We start from the raw sequence: 17,992 nt of genomic DNA on the forward strand, positions 1-17,992 counted from the left end.
GCAGGCAACGTTCGCCCCGTCGGGCAAACGTTGCCTGCCGCGGCACTAGCGCAGGCGGAGTGCCTTCATGACCCTCAGGCTCGTGCTCATGAACTGGGCGTACTTCTCGTCCGTCATCCCCAGGGACGGGGCCATCGGCAGCAGGCGCTGCTGGGCGACCGTCTGGGCCTCCGTGTACTTGAGGATGCCCTCGGAGCCGTGGCGGCGGCCGAGGCCGGAGTCCTTCATGCCGCCCATCGGGGACTGGACGCTGCCGTAGGCCGGGGCGTAGCCCTCGTTGACGTTCACGGTGCCGGTGCGCAGGCGGGCGGCGATGTCCCGGCCGCGCCGGCCGTCCTTCGTCCAGACCGACGAGTTCAGGCCGTACGGCGTGGAGTTGGCGTGCTCGACCGCCTCGTCGTCCGTCTTGAAGCGGTAGATCGAGACGACTGGGCCGAAGGTCTCCTCGGTGCAGACGGACATCGGCTCCGTCACGCCGTCGAGGATGGTGGGCTCGAAGAAGTACGGGCCGACGTCCGGGCGGGCGACGCCGCCGGCGACGACCTTCGCGCCCTTGGCGACGGCCTCCTCCACATGCCGGCTCACCGTCTCCAGCTGGCGCTCGCCGACCAGGGAGCCCATGTCGGCGCCGTAGGCCAGGGAGGTGCCGAGTCGCATGGCCTTGGTGCGGGCGGCGAAGCGCTCGACAAAGGCGTCCGCGATCGACTCGTGGACGTACAACCGCTCGATGGAGATGCACAGTTGACCGGCGGAGGAGAAACAGGCGCGGACCGCGCCCTCGGCCGCCCGCTCGATGTCGGCGTCCTCGAGGACCAGCATGGCGTTCTTGCCGCCGAGTTCGAGGGAGACGCCGACGAGTCGGGCGGCGGCCCCCTGGGCGACCTCGCGACCGGTGCGGGTGGAGCCGGTGAAGGAGACGTAGTCGGCGTGCCGGACGACCTCCGGGCCGACGACCGGACCCTCGCCGAGGACGACCTGGAAGACGTCGGCGGGCAGCCCCGCCTCGACGAGCAGGTCACGGGCCCACAGGGCGGTCAGGCAGGTCTCCGTGTCCGGCTTCATCACGACCGCGTTGCCCGCGACGAACGCCGGGAGCGCGTCGCCGACCGACAGCTCCAGCGGGTAGTTCCAGGGGGCGATCTGGCCCACGACACCGCGCGCGTGGCGCAGTTCGGTGACCTTGGTCAGGGTCGGCATGGCACCCGCGTGCCGCTTGGGGCGCAGATAGGAGGGGGCCTTGCGGCCGTAGTGGCGGGCGGCGACCGCGACGGCCTGCACCTCCTCGTGGGCGTGCAGGCGCGCCTTGCCGGTCTCCAGCTGGATGAGGTCGAGCACCTCGGCCTGGCGGGCCAGCACCAGATCGTGGAAGCGGAGCAGGACGGCGGCACGCTCCCGGACGGGCGTCTTCTCCCACACCGCCTGGGCGGCGCGGGCCGCCTCGAAGGCCTTGAGCACGTCCTCGGGCGTGGACTCGGGCAGGTCGGCGAGCTTCTCCCCGGTGAACGGCGTGTGGTTGGCCGTCCGGCCGGAGCCCGTCACACCCTTGGTGAGCTGGGCGACCAGCTCCGGCGTCACCACGTCGGCGGCGGTGCGGACGCCGGTCGGGGTGGGGGCGAGGGGGTTCGTCCCCGTCTTGGCCGGCGTCGTCTCCGACGTCGTTTCCTGCGTCTTTTCCGGGGCCTGCGAGTCCGTCATGAGGCGCAGGGTATGACGTGAGCAAGACTTTGGGTACCCGCCGGTAATAGGGATTCACCGACCGCACACACGACGCCAGCGTTCACTGGCAACAAACCTGCTGATCAGGACCTCGGGCCTGGCGCCGACCGCGCGATTCAGCCGACCGCGATCTCCAGGCGGTCGCGCGCCTCCTTGAACACCGCAGAGCCCTGTTGCTCGTCCGGCGTCCCCTTGGGCATGTCGACGCGCAGCTCGTACATGCGGCTGTCGGCAGTCAGGACGAACAGTTGCATGACACGGGTCGGGGTGACGTCCAGGTCGTAGGCGGTGTCGGCGAGGGCGGCCTCGTAGCCGTGGAAGGTGGTGCGGGTGGTCTGGGTGCGCGCGTCCCGGGCGTAGCCGTCCCAGGTCTTGTGCGCCGCGGCCGCGCGGGCCAGCGGGGCGCCGGGCGCCCGGTCCCAGAGGGTGAGGCGGACGTCGACGGAGCCCGCCGAGTAGACCACCAGCCGGGGCTGCTCGGCCGCGCCGCCCCGGCGCGCGGACTCCTCGTACCGGCTCGGGAGCGAGAGGGACGCGTCCATGCCGGCCTCACGGTGCACGACCCACGGCGACGGCTGCGCCCCTGCCTCGAACCAGGACGCCCCCAGCCAGACGCCGCCGACGAGCAGCCCGACGACCAGCGCCAGGGTCAGGGCCACGGGACGGCGGCGGAAGGGGCGACGCGTACGGATGCGGGTGCGGGTGCGGGTGTCGGAGGTGGGGCGGGTGTCGGAGGTGGGGCGGGTGTCGGAGGTGGGGCGGGTATCGGAGGTGGGGCGGGTCTCCGGTTCGGGGTGGTCTGCGGGCGGCGCTCCGCCCACTCGCACCGTCCCGACGTCGTCGCCGAACTCTCGAAGGACCCGCACGCCCCGGGGCTCGGCCGCCTCAGCCCTCTCGATCTCCTTCGCCCCCTCGATCTCCCTCGCCCCCTCGGCCTCCTTCGCCCCCTCGGCCCCTTCCGCCACCGCCTCCAGCGCCGCGGCCGCCTCCGCCGGGTCCGGGCGCCCTTCCGGGTCGCGTTGCAGGAGCCGTACGAGAAGAGAGCCGAGCGGGCCGGCCTGTTTCGGCTCGGGCGGGTCCGCGGCGAGGATCGCGGCGAGCGTGGACTCCAGGGTCGTCCGGCGGAACGGGGACCAGCCCTCGACGGCCGCGTACAGCAGGACGCCGAGGGACCACAGGTCGGACGCCGGTCCCGCGCCGCGCCCGGACATCCGCTCGGGGGCGATGAACTCCAGCGAGCCGACGAACTCGCCGCTGACGGCCAGGGATTCCTCGCCCTGGATGTGCGCGATGCCGAAGTCGGTGAGGACGACGCGGCCATGGGGGCCGAGCAGCACGTTGGCGGGCTTCACGTCCCGGTGGACGATGCCGACGGCGTGCGCGGCGCGCAGGGCGCCCAGGACGTCGAGGCCGATGCGGGCGGCCTCGGCCGGGTCGAGGGGGCCGCGCCGCAACACCTCGTGCAGGGACTCGCCGCGGATCAACTCCATGACGATCCAGGGGAGTCCGCCGTCGGCGTCGGACCCCTCCTCCACCACCACGTCGTGGATGGAGACGGCGGAGGGATGATCGACGCGCGCGGCGGCGCGGGCCTCGCGGTACAGACGGTGGGCGGCCCGGCGGTAGGAGTCGTCCTCGGGGTCGCCGGACAACCGGGGCTGTCTGACGGCGACATCGCGCCCCATGAGCTCGTCCCGGGCCCGCCAGACGGTGCCCGTGCCGCCGGAGCCGAGGCGTTCGAGCAGCCGGTAACGTCCGTCCACCATCCGGCTTTTGGCGCCTCCGGGGTCCCCGTCGTTGCTCATGTCCCCATGACTACCACGATCGCCGTCGCCCTCACCGGGCCGGGGCGAACCGTCCTGTCTCCAGCAGCCCGTACGCCCTCTCCCACGCCTTCAACAGGGAGTTCGCAACGACACCGGGGCGATACCGGGGCGATACCGGGCCGCCGGAACCACAGCGGGCACCGCCACTGCCGTCGCAGGGCGATACGGCTAGGGGGCTTCTGATGGATCTCCGCGGCGTCGCGACGCCCGGCACGCACTCTCGCCGCACCGGGCGAGCACCGAACGCCGCTCCTTCTCCCACGGAGATCCATCAGAAGCCCCCTAGACCCGTACTTCGCAGGTCGCCGAAAAGGTTCGCCTCAGCGGCCTCTCAGCGTCCGATCTCGACTGGGTCGGTCCGGGACCGCTATTGCCGTAGCGGTTCCGATCGGCGAGCGATCAGCCACGACCACTTGATCTTCACGATCGGGTGACCTGCGAAGTACGGGCCTAGAGCCTGTCGATCTTCAGGTTGGCGATCGCCGCGCTCGCCACCTCTCGGCCGCGCGCGGTGAAGTCGCCCTTGCCCGGGTAGCCGATCATGAGCTTGTACATGTCGCCGCCGGTGGACTTGTAGTAGAGGATCCTGAGTTCGCGCGGGGCCGGCGCCTGGCTGTCGTCGGTGGTGTAGACGACCGTGTTCCCGGCGGCTTTCCTGCCGTGGAAGGTCGCGTTGTCGTCCGTCGTGGTCTTCGGGTTCTTCGGCATGTCCAACTCGTAACTGCCGGACTCCTTGAAATCCCCGTTGTCGGCGTACATCTCGGCGGCCGCGGAGTCCTTGATGTCGCGGCCGGTGTCCGCCGCCTTGCGGTCCACCAGCAGGACGACCGAGATCGCGCCGCTCGGGTCGGTGTAGCTCACCCAGTGTTCGTCGGCGGCGTCCTTCTCGGGCTCGCCGCGCACATAGCTGTCGGGCACCGCCAGCGTCGCGGTGACGTCCTGCTCGTGCTTCGTCTTCCAGCCGTCCGGCAGCGGCCCCGCGAACGGATCGGCGACCACCAGATACGCCGCCACCGCCGCCGCGACGAAGACGGCCCCGAGCCCGACCCACGCCGTGCGGCCGAACCGGCGCCGGGCGCGCGGGACTTCTCCCTGCGCCGACACCGACCCGGCCTGCGTGGGCTGCGGCTCGGGCGGGTTCGCGGCGGCCTCCAGCAGGGCCCGCACCTGTGCGGCGGCCGGGCGGCGCGCCGGGTCCTTGTCCAGCAGCCCGTTGACGGCCTGGGCGAGCGGGCCCTGCGCGGCGGCGGGCGGCGCGGGCACCGCGTTGAGGACGGACTGCAGGGTGGCCGGCGTGTTGCTGCGGCGGAACGGCGACACGCCCTCGGTCGCCGCGTAGAGCACCACGCCCAGCGACCACAGGTCGGAGGCCGGGCCCGGACGCTGGCCCAGCACCCGCTCGGGCGCGATGTACTCGGGCGAGCCGACGAATCCGCCGGTGTCGGTCAGGTTCGTCTCACCCTCGATCTGGGCGATGCCGAAGTCGGTGAGAACGACCCGCTCGTGCCGGCCGAGCAGCACGTTGTCCGGCTTGACGTCCCGGTGCAGGATGCCCGCCGCGTGCGCGGCCTCCAGCGCGCCGAGCAGTTCCAGGCCGACCCGGGCCGCCTCGCGCGCGCTGAGCGTGCCCTCCTGGAGGACGTCGCCGAGCGAGCGTCCGCGGACCAGCTCCATCACGATCCACGGGCGGCCGTCGACGACCGCGACGTCGTGCACGTTGACCACGGCAGGGTGGTCGAGCCGGGCAGCGGCCCGCGCCTCGCGGCGCATCCGTTCGAACGCGTTGGCTCGTTCGCGCTCGGGAAGATGGTCCGGCACCCGGGGTTCCTTGACGGCTACCTCGCGGTCCACCGTCTCGTCCTTGGCGCGCCAGACCGTGCCCATGCCGCCGTGCCCGAGCTTGGCCAGCAACCGGTAGCGGCCCGCGATGAGCCGCCCGACGCCGGGCTCCTGCGGTCGGTCCCCCGGCTGTTCCCGGGACTGCGGGGGCACCGCCACGGACGGACCGGCCGCGTATGGGTTCGGCGGTTGCAGAACGAAACTCGTCGTGTCGTCGGGCCCTTGGCCGATTCCCCCGTCTTGATTCATGGCTCCATCCCTATCGCGCCAGGCAGGCCGGTATCCACTGGTCGTGGAGAGTTGCGACTACCCGGTTACGAACGTGTCGACGGCGACGTCGAAGTACTCCCGCGCCTCCGCCGCCTTCGCGACGGGCGCCGACACCCATACGTCGTACAGCCGCCCGCCCTCCTCCCAGCACAGGTCGTAGGTGTGCCGGGGGCCCTCCGCCGCGCTGAAGCCGTTCCAGGTGAACTGCCAGAGGGCGGCGGGGCGGCCGCCGTGGGTGGTCTCGGTGACCCGGCCGTCGTGGTACCCCGGGTTGGTGTCCGGGCCCTTGGCCGCGGCCCGCCGCATCACGCCGAGCGGGCCGTCCGCGGGCGGATCGGAGATCTTGACGCCGAGCCGGAAGACCTGCCCCGACGACATGTAGAAGACCCGCTCGCCCTGCGGCACGCGCGTGAAGCCGTCCGGCACGGCGAGCGCGAACCCGGCCGGGTCGTCGGCCACGCGATAGCCGGAGGGAACGGACGGCGTACGGGTAGCCGTCAGGGACGGGCCGGGGGACGAGGTAGGGGACGTGCTGGGGGACGAGGTGGGTGTCGCCGTAGGGGACGGGCCGGAACTCCCCGTAGTGCTCGGGCTCGTTGTCCCGCCCGTCGGGGCGGCCCCCGACGCCGGACCGGCCGTCGGCGGCGCCGAGCTCGCGGGCGTATGCCTGCCGTCGCCGTCGCCGTCGCCGTCCCCGTTCAGGAGCAGCGCCGCCGCCGACACGCCGGCCCCCGCCATCGCGGCGACCAGCAGCGCGGCCACCAGCACGCCCTGCGTGGAGCGCTCCCGGGCGGGAGGCTCCCAGCGGGGCTGGGGCAGGTCTGCCTGGGTCGGGGTGTAGCCGGACGACACCGGCGCCGGCGTACGCCCGGTGTCCAGATAGGCGCGCAGCAGCCGCTCCGCCTCCGCCGCACCCAGCCTCCGGTCGGGATCGCGCTCCAACAGCCCCCGTACGACGGGCAGCAGCGGCGCGGCCTGCGGGGGCGTACGGATCTCGGCGAAGACGACGGCGTGCAGGATGCCGCCCAACGAGTCGCGCCGGAACGGGGATTCGCCGCTCAGTGCCGTGCAGAGCAGCGCGCCGAGCGACCACAGGTCGGACTCCGCGCCGGTCCGCGCCCCGGACATCCGCTCCGGCGCGGTGTACTCGGGCGAGCCGACGAACGAACCGGTCTCGGTGAGCGTGGTGGCGCCCGCGACCTGCGCGATCCCGAAGTCGGTGAGGACGACCCGGCCGCTGTCCCGTTCCAGCAGGACGTTCGCGGGCTTGATGTCCCGGTGCAGGACCCCGGCCGTATGCGCGGCGCGCAGCGCGCCGAGCAGCGCGATGCCGATCCGGGCCGCCTCCGCCGGATCGATCGAGCCCTGCGCGGCGATCCGGTCGGCGAGCGAGCCGCCGTCGATCAACTCCATGACGATGTACGGGCGTTCGCCGTCCTCGACGACGTCGTGCACGACGATGATGTGCGGGTGGCTCAACTGCGCGACCGCACGGGCCTCGCGCAGGGTCCGGTCGCGGCGGCCGCGCGCCTCGTCGGCGGAGAGCGTGTCGTCCTGGGTCAGCTCCTTGACGGCGACACGCCGTCCCAGCAGCTGGTCCGTGGCCCGCCACACGACTCCCATGCCCCCGCGCCCGAGCCTCGCCTCCAGCCGGTAACGGCCCGCGATGACCCGTACGTCGTTCCCGCCCCCCTGGGTCCCCATGAGCCCATCATGCCCCACCGGACGGCGCGCCTCCGGGGCTCCGTCCGGCCAACTGCTGGACGCCGCCGCGCTGTCGTCGGAACCTAGGAGGCCGGTTCCCGCCAGCTCTGCAGTACTGACTTGAACTGCTCGGCCGTCGTGGCCCAGTCCGCGGCGGGCGAGGACATGTAGATCGCGTACTCGGTGCCGTCCCGGGAGACGTACGTCTCCTCGATGGCGCGGCGCGGTCCGGGGAACTTCGTGTCCTTCGCCTGCGCGGTCCACGTGTACTCCCACTCGGAGCCCTCGCGGTCGCGGTAGACGTTCTTCTCCAGGGTGACCCGCTTGTAGTCGACGAGCCGCTCGAGCTGTAGTTCGAGGTCGATCTGATGGGCGTACGGGTCGCTGAAGTCGGGGGACTTGTCGAGCGCGATGCGGATGAAGTGCTCGCCGTCGTCGGGCGTGTAGTCGATCTGCTGGAGGTCGCCGTCGTCCTGGTACACCTGCCGCTCCCACCCCTTGGGGAGGGCGAGCCCGAAGCCCACCGGGTCGTTGACCTCCTGCCAGGAGGCGGGGTCGGAGCCCTGTTCGACGGGGGTGCCGGTCGGCGTGGGGCTCGCCGAGGCGGACGCCGACGTCGACCCGCCGGACTCCTGCTGCCGGTCCTCGTCCCACTTCTGCAGCGACACCGCCGCGACCCCGCCGACCAGCGCGGCGAGGACGACCACGAGCGCGAGCGTGCGCCGCCGACGCCGCCGGGGCGGCTGCCCGGACGGGCCCGCCTCCGGGCCGATGTGCGTCGGTCCCACGGCGGTCGGGTTGGTCATGGGGTGCCCGGCGTCCCCCGGCACGGGCGTCGACGCCTCGGGCGGCAGGGGAACGTACGCGGTCCCGGCCGTGGGGTGACCCGTGGGATGAGCCGTGGCGTGGGTCCCGGAATGGCCCGTTGAACGACCCATGGAGTCGTGACCGCCGGTGGGGTGACCGCCGGTGGCCCGGTCGAGCCCGCCGAACTGCGTCGGCACATACGCCTGGGCCCCGCCGGGACGCCGTCCTTCGGCGGCTTCGGCGAGGAGTTGCTCGGCCTCCGCGGTGCCGGGACGGGTGGCCGGGTCCTTGCGCAGCAGGGCGGTGATGACGGGGCCGAGCGGCCCGGCGTACTGCGGGTCGGCGGCCTCCTCCTCGACGACGGCCTGCAGCGTGGTCAGCGGCGAGGTGCGCCGGAACGGCGACCGTCCCTCCACCGCCGTGTACAGCGTCGCGCCCAGCGCCCACAGATCGGAGGACGGACCGGGGTCCTGGCCGCGCACCCGCTCCGGGGCCAGATAGTCGACGGAGCCGACGACCTCGCCGGTCCGCGTGATCGTGCTGTCGCCCTCGATCTGGGCGATGCCGAAGTCGGTGAGGAGGACGCGGCCGTCATGGGAGAGGAGCACGTTGCCCGGCTTGACGTCACGGTGCAGCACCCCGGCGGAGTGCGCGGCGCGCAGCGCACGCAGCACCCACAGACCGATCCGGGCGGCCTCGGCGGGCTCGATCCGCCCGTCCTCCTTTACGGCGTCGGCCAGCGAGCGGCCCTCGACCAGTTCCATCACGATCCACGGCCGGCCGTCGTGTTCCAGCACGTCATGGACGGTGACGACGGCGGAGTGGTTGATCCGCGCGGCCGCGCGAGCCTCGGCGCGGGTGCGCGCGAGCAGGATGGCCTGATCGCCCTCGGCGACATAGAGCGCGGCGGTCAGTTCCTTGATCGCGACGGCCCGGTGCAGCACCTCGTCGTGGGCGCGCCACACCCGGCCCATGCCCCCGCTACCGATGGCATCGGCAAGCCGGTAGCGGCCCGCGAGGAGCAGGCCCTGCATCTGATTCACGTTGCCCCGCAATGGTCTTGACAAGCTCAGCGTAAAGACCGGACCTCGTCCGGGGAACCACGGGGGTGCCATGGAGACAGCACTGTGACGGTTGTCGCTTCCCGCGCCGCAAGGGAACCGGAGGGGGCCCGGGAAGCTCTCGGGGCCCGCTCAGCCGGTGTACTGGTAGGTAGCCGACGCCTGGTCGTACAGCCGCGTCACTTCGTCCCGCTCGGCTTCCGGCCCTCTGACCTGCACGATGTGGTACCGCCCGGCGATGAGGATCGCCAGGTTGCGCACGTACAGCGCCCGTCCGTCGGCGTCGGTCCAGGTGAACTGCCCCTCGGCCATGGTGCGGGTGCCCACCGTCGTCGTGCGCAGTCCCGAGGCCGTCGCCCAGCTGGAGTCGCGGTACGGCTGGAGTTCGCTCTCCTTCTCCCGCTGGTAGACCATCGGGTCGCTGCCGTTCGCGGACGCGCTGTCCCGCCCCGCCACGACGATCAACTCGAAGTCTCCGTGCGAGTAGACGACCTGGCCGCGCCCGTTCTTCGGCGTGCGGTCCCAGCCGTTGGCCACGGCGACCTGGAAGCCGACGTCGTCCGTGCGCAGGGTGAATCCGTCGGCGACCTGCGCGCCGGATCCGCCCGTCTGCGTCTGGGTGGCCTCCGCTCCCGATCCCCCGGAGGGCGAGGCGGAGGCGCCGGTGCCCGGCGAGGTCTGGTCGGGCCGGGGCTCGCTGCTCGCCTCGGGCGGCTGACCGGCCGCCGTGCCGGTGGCGCCGGTCCGCTGGGAGCCGTCCGTGCCGGCCTCCCCGTCCTCGCCGGCCTTGGGCAGGAACAGCACGGCGTAGGCGACCGCCGCGGCCATCAACAGCAGTATCAGCACCAGCAGGGTGCGGCCCAGACTGCGGGGCGAACCGCCCGGCTCCTGCCGGGACCGCTTGTGCCGGCCGTGCGTCGCGGGCAGCCCGGCACGCCGTCTGCGCACCAGCTCGCCCTTGCGGCGGACGATCGGCAGCCGCCGCGGATCGGTCGGCGGCGCGGCGACGACGTACGTGCCCGCCTCCGGCTCCGGCGCGGAGCGGACCAGCGAGCGCAGCCAGCCCCGCAGTTCCTCGAAGTCGAGACGCTCGGTGGGGTCCTGACGCAGCAGCGACTCCACGACCGGCCTGAGCGGTCCGCACTCCTCGGCGAAGGCGGGCGGCTCGGCGCACACCATCTGCACCAGCTCGGCCGTCGACTCCTCCGGGTACGGCGCATGCCCCTGGACGGCCCGGAAGAGCAGCGCGCCGAGCGCCCACAGGTCGGTCGCGGGGCCGATCGGCGCGGCCAACTGCCAGTTCTCGTGCACCGGTCCGGCCTGCTCGGGCGCCCACCGCTCGGTGACCGGTCCGACGACTGCCATCCGCGCCTGCCGCGCCCGCTCGGCGGCCAGCGCACTGGCGGGCCCCCGCCGGACGACCGCCTCGGGCACCGCGGTCGCAGGCTCGGCTGCGGGAAGGGGTGCGGACGCGGGAAGGGGCGCGGGCGCGCCCTGGCCGCGGTAAGGGGTGACGCCGTAGGGGTCGGCGATCTGGCCAGGGGGGTTGCCGCCCATGGCGCCGGGGCCGCCGTCGGCCGGGGTACGGGTGCCGGGCAGGGCCGCGCGCCCGTTCTGCTGGGCCTCCTGGGCCTCCTGCACCCGGGCCGCGGCCCGCGCTCCGGCCCGGTACGCGGCGATCGCCCCGGCCCGCGCGGCGCGAATGTCCCCGCCGGTCTCCAAGGGCGCCGCTCTCCGGGCCACCGCCCCGGACGCCCCGCCCCCGCCGGACGGCTCACCCGCCGCCGCCGGAAACGCACCCGGCCCCCGCGCCTCTATGGCAGCCCGCCGCGCGGCCTCGGGATCGCCCGCCCCGGCGTCCAGCCCGGCTGCCGGTCCGACCGGGCCACGCGAGCCGCCCTGCGCACCCGGGCCGCCCGGGGCCCCCTGGCCGCCTTGTCGAACCGGGGCCGCGGCGGGCCCGGGCCCGCCGTTCCCCCGGCTCTGCTCACTCTCCGCCGCGCCCCGTGCCGCCTCCTGCGGCGGCACCGGGTCGTACCCGCACAGCGCCTCTTCCGCCGCGCCGACCGCCAGACCGGTCAGCATGACCCGCCCGTCGTCGCAGACGAGGACCGTGCGGGCGGTGATGTTCCGGTGCACCCAGCCATGCCCGTGCAGCACGCTCAGCGCCATCAGCACGTCGGAGGCGACCTCGGCGGCCCGGTACGGCGTCAGCGGCTTCTCGGCGAGCAGCGCCGCGAGCGGCCGGGCGGCGACCAGTTCACTCACTATCCACAGCGAGCCGCCCTCGGCGAACACATCGAAGACCTGGTCGAGCCGCGGATGGTCGGGAATGCTCGCCGTGGCCTGCGCCGCCTCCATCGCACGCCGTACGACGGGATCGGCGGGCCGACGCGTCCCCGCGGCCGCGCCCGCGCCTCGTGGTCCCGGCGGCCGTGCCCCGCGCTCACGCGCCGTGAACCCCGCGGGCAGCCCTTCCGCGTCGAGCACCTCGGCCTCGACGACCTCCGGCAACGGCACCTGGCGGACCAGGACTTCCTGCCCGCTGTAGGTGTCGAAGGCCCGGCTCTCGGTGAGTTCGTACTCGTCGGAGGGCGGCAACGGCAGGCGGTAGCGGTCGACGAGTACCCGACCCGCATAGTCGTCCACGATGCCTCCCCCGGCCGCTCGGTCGGTCAATTCCGTTCGTCTTGCGTGCCGTTACAGCCGTATCCGGCCGGATAGCTGGATGCGTACGGTCCGCAGCCACTCACGATACGTGCCGGAGGCAACCCGCAAAGAGGGGATGCCAGATCTCACCCCCAGATCTCACGCCCCGAACACGGCCACGCGACGCCCGACTTGGCCGCTACTTCTTCGGCGTGAAGGTGTCGGCCAGCGTCGTCCAGGTGGTCGTCCGCAGCTCGGTGTCCCACGCGGCGGACTTCGCCGTGTACATCAGCGCGTACCCGAGGCTGTCGTTCACGACGAATCCGCGGTCGATGGTGTGGTAAGCGGTCCCGCCGTCCGTGTAGGTGAACTCCCAGTCGGCGGTGTTCCAGCCCCGGTAGTTCACCTTCTCTATTCGGATCTTCTGGTACTGCGAGCGCTTCATCGAGCGCTCCTGGTTGTTCCAGTCGGCGACGGGGTCGTCCTTGGGCGTGGTCGTCCAGGCGACGAGCAGCCTCTGTCCGTCGGGACCGGTGAAACGGTCCCCCGCCCGGTCCGAGGTCTGGTACTTCCACCCCGTGGGCAGCCCGATCGAGTAGCCCTGCCCGCCCTTGTACGTCGTCGCCACCTTGGTCCCCGCGGGGGCGGTGACACCGGACCCGGCGCCCCCGGCCGCAGCCGTGTTGCTCGGCGAGGAGCCGGACCCGGCCCCGGTGGACTGCGACTGCGACCCGTCCGAACGGGTCCCGTCGGCCTCGTCCTCCTTGGTCTCGGCGCTGGCGCTCGCGCTCCCACCGGCCACCGGCCGGGAGGCCCCGCCGCTCGGCGAGCCGCTCGCGCTGTCGTCGCCACCGCCGAGCGTGAGGGCCAGCACGGTGCCGAGCACCGCGAGCACCACCACGACGGCGATGATCACCAGCGTCCGCTTGGGCACCACGTCGGTCAGCGGCGCCCTCGGCACATGCCGCGGCGGCAGGTCCGGCGGCGTCATCACGGGCCACCCCGAACTCCGCCCACCGGCGCCGGAAGCGGCCCCGGAACCGGCGCCCGAACCGGATCCGGACCCGGACCGGGCCGCCGGAACGGAAGGGGACGCCGGAACGGAGGGGGACGCCGACGCCGAACCGCTCACCGAAGCCGAACCGGAAGCCGCGGCCGCGGCCGCTGAAGACGCCGAAGTCGCCGTGGTCTTGGAGGCGGAGGCCGACACCGCAGGCGCGGCGGGCGCGGCTGCCGCCGACGGGGCAGCGGTCGGCGCGGCGGCGGAAGCGGTCGCCCCGGTCCCCCGAGCCGCACCGCCCTTCTCCGCCTCGTCCTTCCGTGCCGTACCCGTGCTCACCGCACCGGAAGCGCCCGTCCCGCTCGCCGACTTGGCGCGGGAGGCGGCCGCCGAGGTCGCCGCCCCCGCCGCGACAGCGGCCTTGCGCACCGACCGGAACGCGCCGCGCAGCTTCTCGCCCGCATCCGCGCCCGCCGAACTCCCCTTGCCCTCGCGACCGTCCGGCTGTGGCGGCAGCGGCACCAGCTTCGTGGCGTCCGCCGGTTCGGCGTGGCTCGGATCGGGTGCGTGCAGCACCGCGTCGAGCATGGCCCGCGCACCGGCGTCGTCGAGCCGCCGCATCGGATCCTTGGTGAGCAGGCCGTAGATGACGTCCTTCAGCGGCCCCGCGTTCTTCGGCTCCTCCAACTGCTCGGTCATCACCGCGGTGAGCGTGGCGATCGCCGAGCCCTTGTCGTAGGGCGGCGAGCCCTCGACCGACGCGTACAGCAGACCGCCGAGCGACCAAAGGTCGGCCGCAGGCCCGGGCTTGTGACCGCGGGCCCGCTCCGGGGAGATGTAGGAGGGCGCGCCGACGAGCATGCCGGTGGAGGTGATGGACGGGTCGCCCTCGACCTGGGCGATGCCGAAGTCGGTGAGCACGACCCGGCCTTCTTCGGAGATCAGCACGTTCGACGGCTTCACGTCGCGGTGCAGGATGCCCTCTCGGTGTGCCGACCGCAGCACGTCGAGGATCGCCAGCCCGACCTCCGCGGCGCGCTTCGGCTCCAGCACGCCGTCCTCACGGATGACCTCGGCGAGGGACTTGCCCTCGACGAGCTCCATGACGATCCACGGCCGGTCGTCCTCCTCGACCACGTCGAAGACCGTCACCGCGCTGTTGTTGCGGATCCGCGCGATGGCCTTGGCCTCGCGCAACGTCCGTGTGATCAGCCGACGCTTCTCGTCCTCGTCGATGTTCCCCGGGAACCGCAGCTCCTTGACGGCGACCGTGCGCCCGAGGGTCTCGTCCTCCGCGCGCCACACCGTCCCCATGCCGCCGCGGCCGAGTACGTCTCCCAGCCGGTACCGCCCGGCGAGGAGACGTGCGCTCTTGTCCTGACGGGATGCTCCCGCCCGCTCCGCCTCCGACATGCGTCCCCTCATGCAACCCGCCCTGACAGAGCCTCCATTGTCCCTCACCCGACAAGTGCCCAACGCCCAGGGTGCCTCTCAGCGCATCCCGACCGCACCCCAGGAGTGGAGCATTCCGGCCAGAAGGTGCAGCACGCTCAGGCCAGAGTGCGCGCGGGAGCGCCCCTCGGCCCGCTCACCGCCCCGGACCTGTCCGAGTTCTGCCCTCGCAATCCGTACAACGAGCCGGTTCCGAACAGAGATCCCGATTCACCACACCCGTTCGAGTGAAGCCGAGCCGGCCACTCTCGCGGTGCCACTCTCTCGCGGTGCCACTCTCTCGCGGTGCCACTCTCTCGCGGTGCCACTCGCCCGGACCCATTCGCCCGGCTGCCTACAGCGGCACGATGTCCGGCGCTCCCAGCCGGGCCGCGTCCGCCGTCAGGTCGTCGGGCTGGCGCTGCGACTCGCGCTCGGCCTCCACCCGCTTCTCGTAGTGCTCGACCTCGCGCTCGATGTGGCCCTTGTCCCAGCCGAGGACCGGAGCCATCAGTTCGGCGGCCTCGCGGGCGCTGCGCGTGCCGCGGTCGAACGTCTCGATGGAGATGCGCGTGCGGCGCGTCAGCACGTCGTCCAGGTGCCGGGCCCCCTCGTGGGAGGCGGCGTAGACGATCTCGGCGCGCAGATAGTCGTCGGCGGCGTGGAGCGGCTCGCCCAGCGACGGGTCCGCGGTGATCAGGTCCAGCACCTCCTCCGCCATCGCCCCGAAGCGGTTCAGCAGATGCTCGACCCGCACCACGTGCAGGCCCGTCCGCGCGGCGATCCGCGCCCGCGCGTTCCACAGCGCCCGATAGCCCTCCGCGCCCAGCAGCGGCACGTCCTCCGTGACGCAGTCGGCGACCCGCTGGTCGAGCCCGCGCACGGCCTCGTCGACCGCGTCCTTGGCCATCACCCGGTACGTCGTGTACTTGCCGCCCGCCACGACGACCAGCCCCGGCGCCGGATGCGCGACGGTGTGCTCGCGCGACAGCTTGCTGGTGGCCTCGGACTCACCGGCCAGCAGGGGCCGCAGTCCCGCGTACACACCCTCGACGTCGTCCCTGCTCAGCGGCACCGCGAGCACCGAGTTCACCCGCTCCAGCAGGTAGTCGATGTCGGCGCTGGACGCGGCCGGGTGGGCCTTGTCGAGGTCCCAGTCGGTGTCGGTCGTGCCGATGATCCAGTGCCGGCCCCAGGGGATGACGAACAGCACGGACTTCTCGGTGCGCAGGATGAGTCCGCTGGAGGAGCTGATCCGGTCCCTGGGCACGACGAGGTGGATGCCCTTGGACGCCCGGACGTGGAACTGTCCCCGCTCCCCCACCATCGCCTGGGTGTCGTCGGTCCACACGCCCGTGGCGTTGACGATCTGCCGGGCCCGGATCTCGTACTCCCCGCCCCCCTCGACGTCCTGCACGCGCGCGCCCACGACGCGTTCGCCCTCGCGCAGGAACCCCGTCACCCGCGCGCGGTTGGCCGCCTTCGCCCCGTAGGACACGGCCGTGCGCACCAACGTGGCGACGAAGCGGGCGTCGTCCATCTGCGCGTCGTAGTACTGCAACGCGCCGACCAGCGCGTCCTTCTTCAAGGCGGGGGCGACGCGCAGGGCTTGACGGCGGGTCAGATGGCGGTGGGCCGGCAGGCCGCGGCCGTGCCCGCGGGCCATGGACATCACGTCGTAGAGCGCGACGCCCAACCCGGCGTACATCCGCTCCCAGACCTTGTGTTCGAACGGATAGAGGATCGGCACCGGCTTCACGAGATGCGGAGCGAGCCGTTCGAGCAGCAGCCCGCGTTCCTTCAGCGCTTCGCGCACCAGGGCGAAGTCGAGCATCTCCAGGTAGCGCAGGCCGCCGTGGATCAGCTTGCTGGACCTGCTGGACGTGCCCGACGCCCAGTCCCGCGCCTCGACCAGACCGGTGGACAGGCCGCGTGTCACAGCGTCCAGGGCGACGCCCGCTCCGACCACGCCGCTTCCCACCACCAGCACGTCCAGTTCGCGCTCGGCCATGGCCGCCAGTGACTCGGCCCGCTGCGCCGGTCCCAGTGTCGCTGTCCTCACGGTGCCTCCCGCTGTCGGTCGCCCCTGCCCAGATTCTGACCGCGTCGCCCGACTTCAGCCACCACGCGCCCCCAGCCTGTGGACAACTCTCACGGAACCGGAACCGACCTGCCGGGAAACCGGCCGCCCAACACAGCCGCCCAACACAGTCGATCAATCCCGCATAACGGTCATATTTACTCCTAGTCTGACATTGCGCTCGTCCATCCTGTCCACCGGGCTTGCGCACCTGTCCCACCTCGGTTACTGGGAAGGACGGCTCACGCCATGCCCGCAGATCTCGCCGTCATCGGACTCGGCCCGCTCGGCCTGCCCCTGGCCCAGGCCGCCGTGGCCGCCGGCATCCCCACCGTCGGCTACCGCACCGGCCCCGAGGCCGGCTCCCTCAGCCCCGCCGAACTGCGCCGGATGCTCTCGGGGGGCTTCCGGCCCGCCACCAACCCCGCCGAACTGGGCCGGGTGCGCACCGCCGTCCTCTGCGCCCCGACCCCGCGCGACGCGGACGGCGGCCTCGACCTGAGCCAGCTGGAGTCGGCCGCCCGCACCCTCGCGGGGCATCTGCGCCCGCACACCACCGTCATCCTGGAGTCGCCCGTGTACCCGGGGGCGACGGAGGAGTTCCTGCTGCCGCTCCTGGAGGAGACGTCCGGCCTCCGCGCGGGCCGCGACTTCCACCTCGCCTACTCCCCCAGCCGCGTCGACCCCGGCAGCCGTGCCTTCACCCCGGCCAACACGCCGAAGGTCATCGGGGGGCTCACCCCTGCCTGCACCGAGTCCGCCGCCGCGTTCTACGGCCGGCTCACGGACAAGGTGGTACGCGCGCGTGGCTTGCGGGAAGCCGAGACCGTGCAGCTCCTGGAGACCAACTTCCGGCACGTCAACATCGCGCTCGTCAACGAGATGGCCGTCCTCTGCCACGACCTGGGCGTCGACCTCTGGGACGTCGTCCGCTGCGCGGAGACCAAGCCGTTCGGCTTCGAGGCCTTCCGCCCCGGCCCCGGCGTCGGCGGCCACTCCGTCCCCCTCGACCGCACCGGCCGGCCCGGCAACCCTCTGCGCATGGTCGAACTGGCCCAGCAGGTCAACAACCGCATGCCCCGCTACGTCGTCCAGCGCGCCGCCGCCCTCCTCAACGAGCACGGCAAGTCGGCGCGGGGCGCGCGCGTGCTGCTGCTCGGCGTCACCTACAAGGCCGACCTCGCCGACCAGCAGAACACCCCCGCGCGCGAGATCGCGCTCCGCCTGATGGAACTCGGCGCCGCCGTCAGCTACCACGACCCGCACGTGCCGTCCTGGAGCGTCCTGGACCGCCCGGTCCCCCGCGCCGACTCCCTCTACGAGGCCGCCGCCGACGCCGACCTCACGATCCTCCTCCAGCAGCACCGCACCTACGACCTCCAGGGCCTGTCGGTGAAGGCCCAGCTGCTGCTGGACACGCGCGGGGCCACTCCTACGGGGGCGGCGCACCGGTTGTGAACCGGTGCGCACACGTCCGCCACGGGCTCCGAAGGCTGGTGGCGCACGACCCGGCCCGCCGGTAACGTACGAAACAGGTGGGGCTTATCGCAGCAGGCACTGCGGCAGGCTCGCGGATGGGTCATGGAGCGTCCGCCCCCAGTGTGTTTGG

Annotated in this window: 9 protein-coding genes; 1 reads left to right on the forward strand and 8 read right to left on the reverse strand. The window is 73.0% G+C overall.

Annotated features, from left to right (window positions below; genetic code table 11):
* Positions 1-45 precede the first annotated feature (45 nt).
* The 8 genes from AB0J04_RS24300 to AB0J04_RS24335 form a co-directional block, all read right to left on the reverse strand.
* Complete coding sequence (locus AB0J04_RS24300) at positions 46-1,695, reverse strand: succinic semialdehyde dehydrogenase (RefSeq protein WP_363170647.1); 1,650 nt, start codon at positions 1,693-1,695, stop codon at positions 46-48.
* A gap of 137 nt (positions 1,696-1,832) precedes the next feature.
* Positions 1,833-3,521 carry a serine/threonine-protein kinase gene (locus AB0J04_RS24305; protein WP_363170648.1) on the reverse strand — a complete coding sequence of 563 codons (1,689 nt, stop codon included), beginning with the start codon at positions 3,519-3,521 and terminating at the stop codon, positions 1,833-1,835.
* A gap of 471 nt (positions 3,522-3,992) precedes the next feature.
* Positions 3,993-5,630, reverse strand: a complete 1,638-nt coding sequence (locus tag AB0J04_RS24310; RefSeq protein WP_363170649.1) for a serine/threonine-protein kinase — start codon at positions 5,628-5,630, stop codon at positions 3,993-3,995.
* 57 nt (positions 5,631-5,687) lie between these two features.
* Positions 5,688-7,355 (reverse strand): serine/threonine-protein kinase, encoded by a 1,668-nt coding sequence (locus AB0J04_RS24315; RefSeq protein WP_363170650.1) that lies wholly within the window; start codon positions 7,353-7,355, stop codon positions 5,688-5,690.
* A gap of 83 nt (positions 7,356-7,438) precedes the next feature.
* Positions 7,439-9,196, reverse strand: a complete 1,758-nt coding sequence (locus AB0J04_RS24320; RefSeq protein WP_363170651.1) for a serine/threonine-protein kinase — start codon at positions 9,194-9,196, stop codon at positions 7,439-7,441.
* 159 nt (positions 9,197-9,355) lie between these two features.
* On the reverse strand, positions 9,356-11,872 hold the full coding sequence (locus AB0J04_RS24325; RefSeq protein WP_363170652.1) for a protein kinase: 2,517 nt from the start codon (positions 11,870-11,872) through the stop codon (positions 9,356-9,358).
* A 199-nt stretch (positions 11,873-12,071) separates the two neighbouring features.
* The gene (locus AB0J04_RS24330) at positions 12,072-14,285 is read right to left on the reverse strand and encodes a serine/threonine-protein kinase (protein WP_363170653.1); all 2,214 of its coding nucleotides are present in this window, start codon (positions 14,283-14,285) and stop codon (positions 12,072-12,074) included.
* Between the two features lie 373 nt (positions 14,286-14,658).
* Positions 14,659-16,365 (reverse strand): glycerol-3-phosphate dehydrogenase/oxidase, encoded by a 1,707-nt coding sequence (locus AB0J04_RS24335; protein WP_363170654.1) that lies wholly within the window; start codon positions 16,363-16,365, stop codon positions 14,659-14,661.
* Positions 16,366-16,632: 267 nt separating this feature from the next.
* Here AB0J04_RS24335 and AB0J04_RS24340 point away from each other — a divergent pair, with 267 nt between their 5' ends.
* Positions 16,633-17,841, forward strand: coding sequence for a nucleotide sugar dehydrogenase (locus AB0J04_RS24340; RefSeq protein WP_363170655.1), 1,209 nt, complete (start codon positions 16,633-16,635; stop codon positions 17,839-17,841).
* The last annotated feature ends 151 nt before the right edge of the window (positions 17,842-17,992 follow it).

This window comes from Streptomyces sp. NPDC050263, assembly GCF_040655955.1.
In the GTDB taxonomy this organism is placed as follows: domain Bacteria; phylum Actinomycetota; class Actinomycetes; order Streptomycetales; family Streptomycetaceae; genus Streptomyces.

Excerpts from the sequence above, each read along its gene's own strand:
- AB0J04_RS24300 (WP_363170647.1), bottom strand. The coding sequence starts at position 1,695 with ATGACGGACTCGCAGGCCCCGGAAAAGACGCAGGAAACGACGTCGGAG.
- AB0J04_RS24305 (WP_363170648.1), bottom strand. The coding sequence starts at position 3,521 with ATGAGCAACGACGGGGACCCCGGAGGCGCCAAAAGCCGGATGGTGGAC.
- AB0J04_RS24310 (WP_363170649.1), bottom strand. The coding sequence starts at position 5,630 with ATGAATCAAGACGGGGGAATCGGCCAAGGGCCCGACGACACGACGAGT.
- AB0J04_RS24315 (WP_363170650.1), bottom strand. The coding sequence starts at position 7,355 with ATGGGGACCCAGGGGGGCGGGAACGACGTACGGGTCATCGCGGGCCGT.
- AB0J04_RS24320 (WP_363170651.1), bottom strand. The coding sequence starts at position 9,196 with ATGCAGGGCCTGCTCCTCGCGGGCCGCTACCGGCTTGCCGATGCCATC.
- AB0J04_RS24330 (WP_363170653.1), bottom strand. The coding sequence starts at position 14,285 with ATGTCGGAGGCGGAGCGGGCGGGAGCATCCCGTCAGGACAAGAGCGCA.
- AB0J04_RS24340 (WP_363170655.1), top strand. The coding sequence starts at position 16,633 with ATGCCCGCAGATCTCGCCGTCATCGGACTCGGCCCGCTCGGCCTGCCC.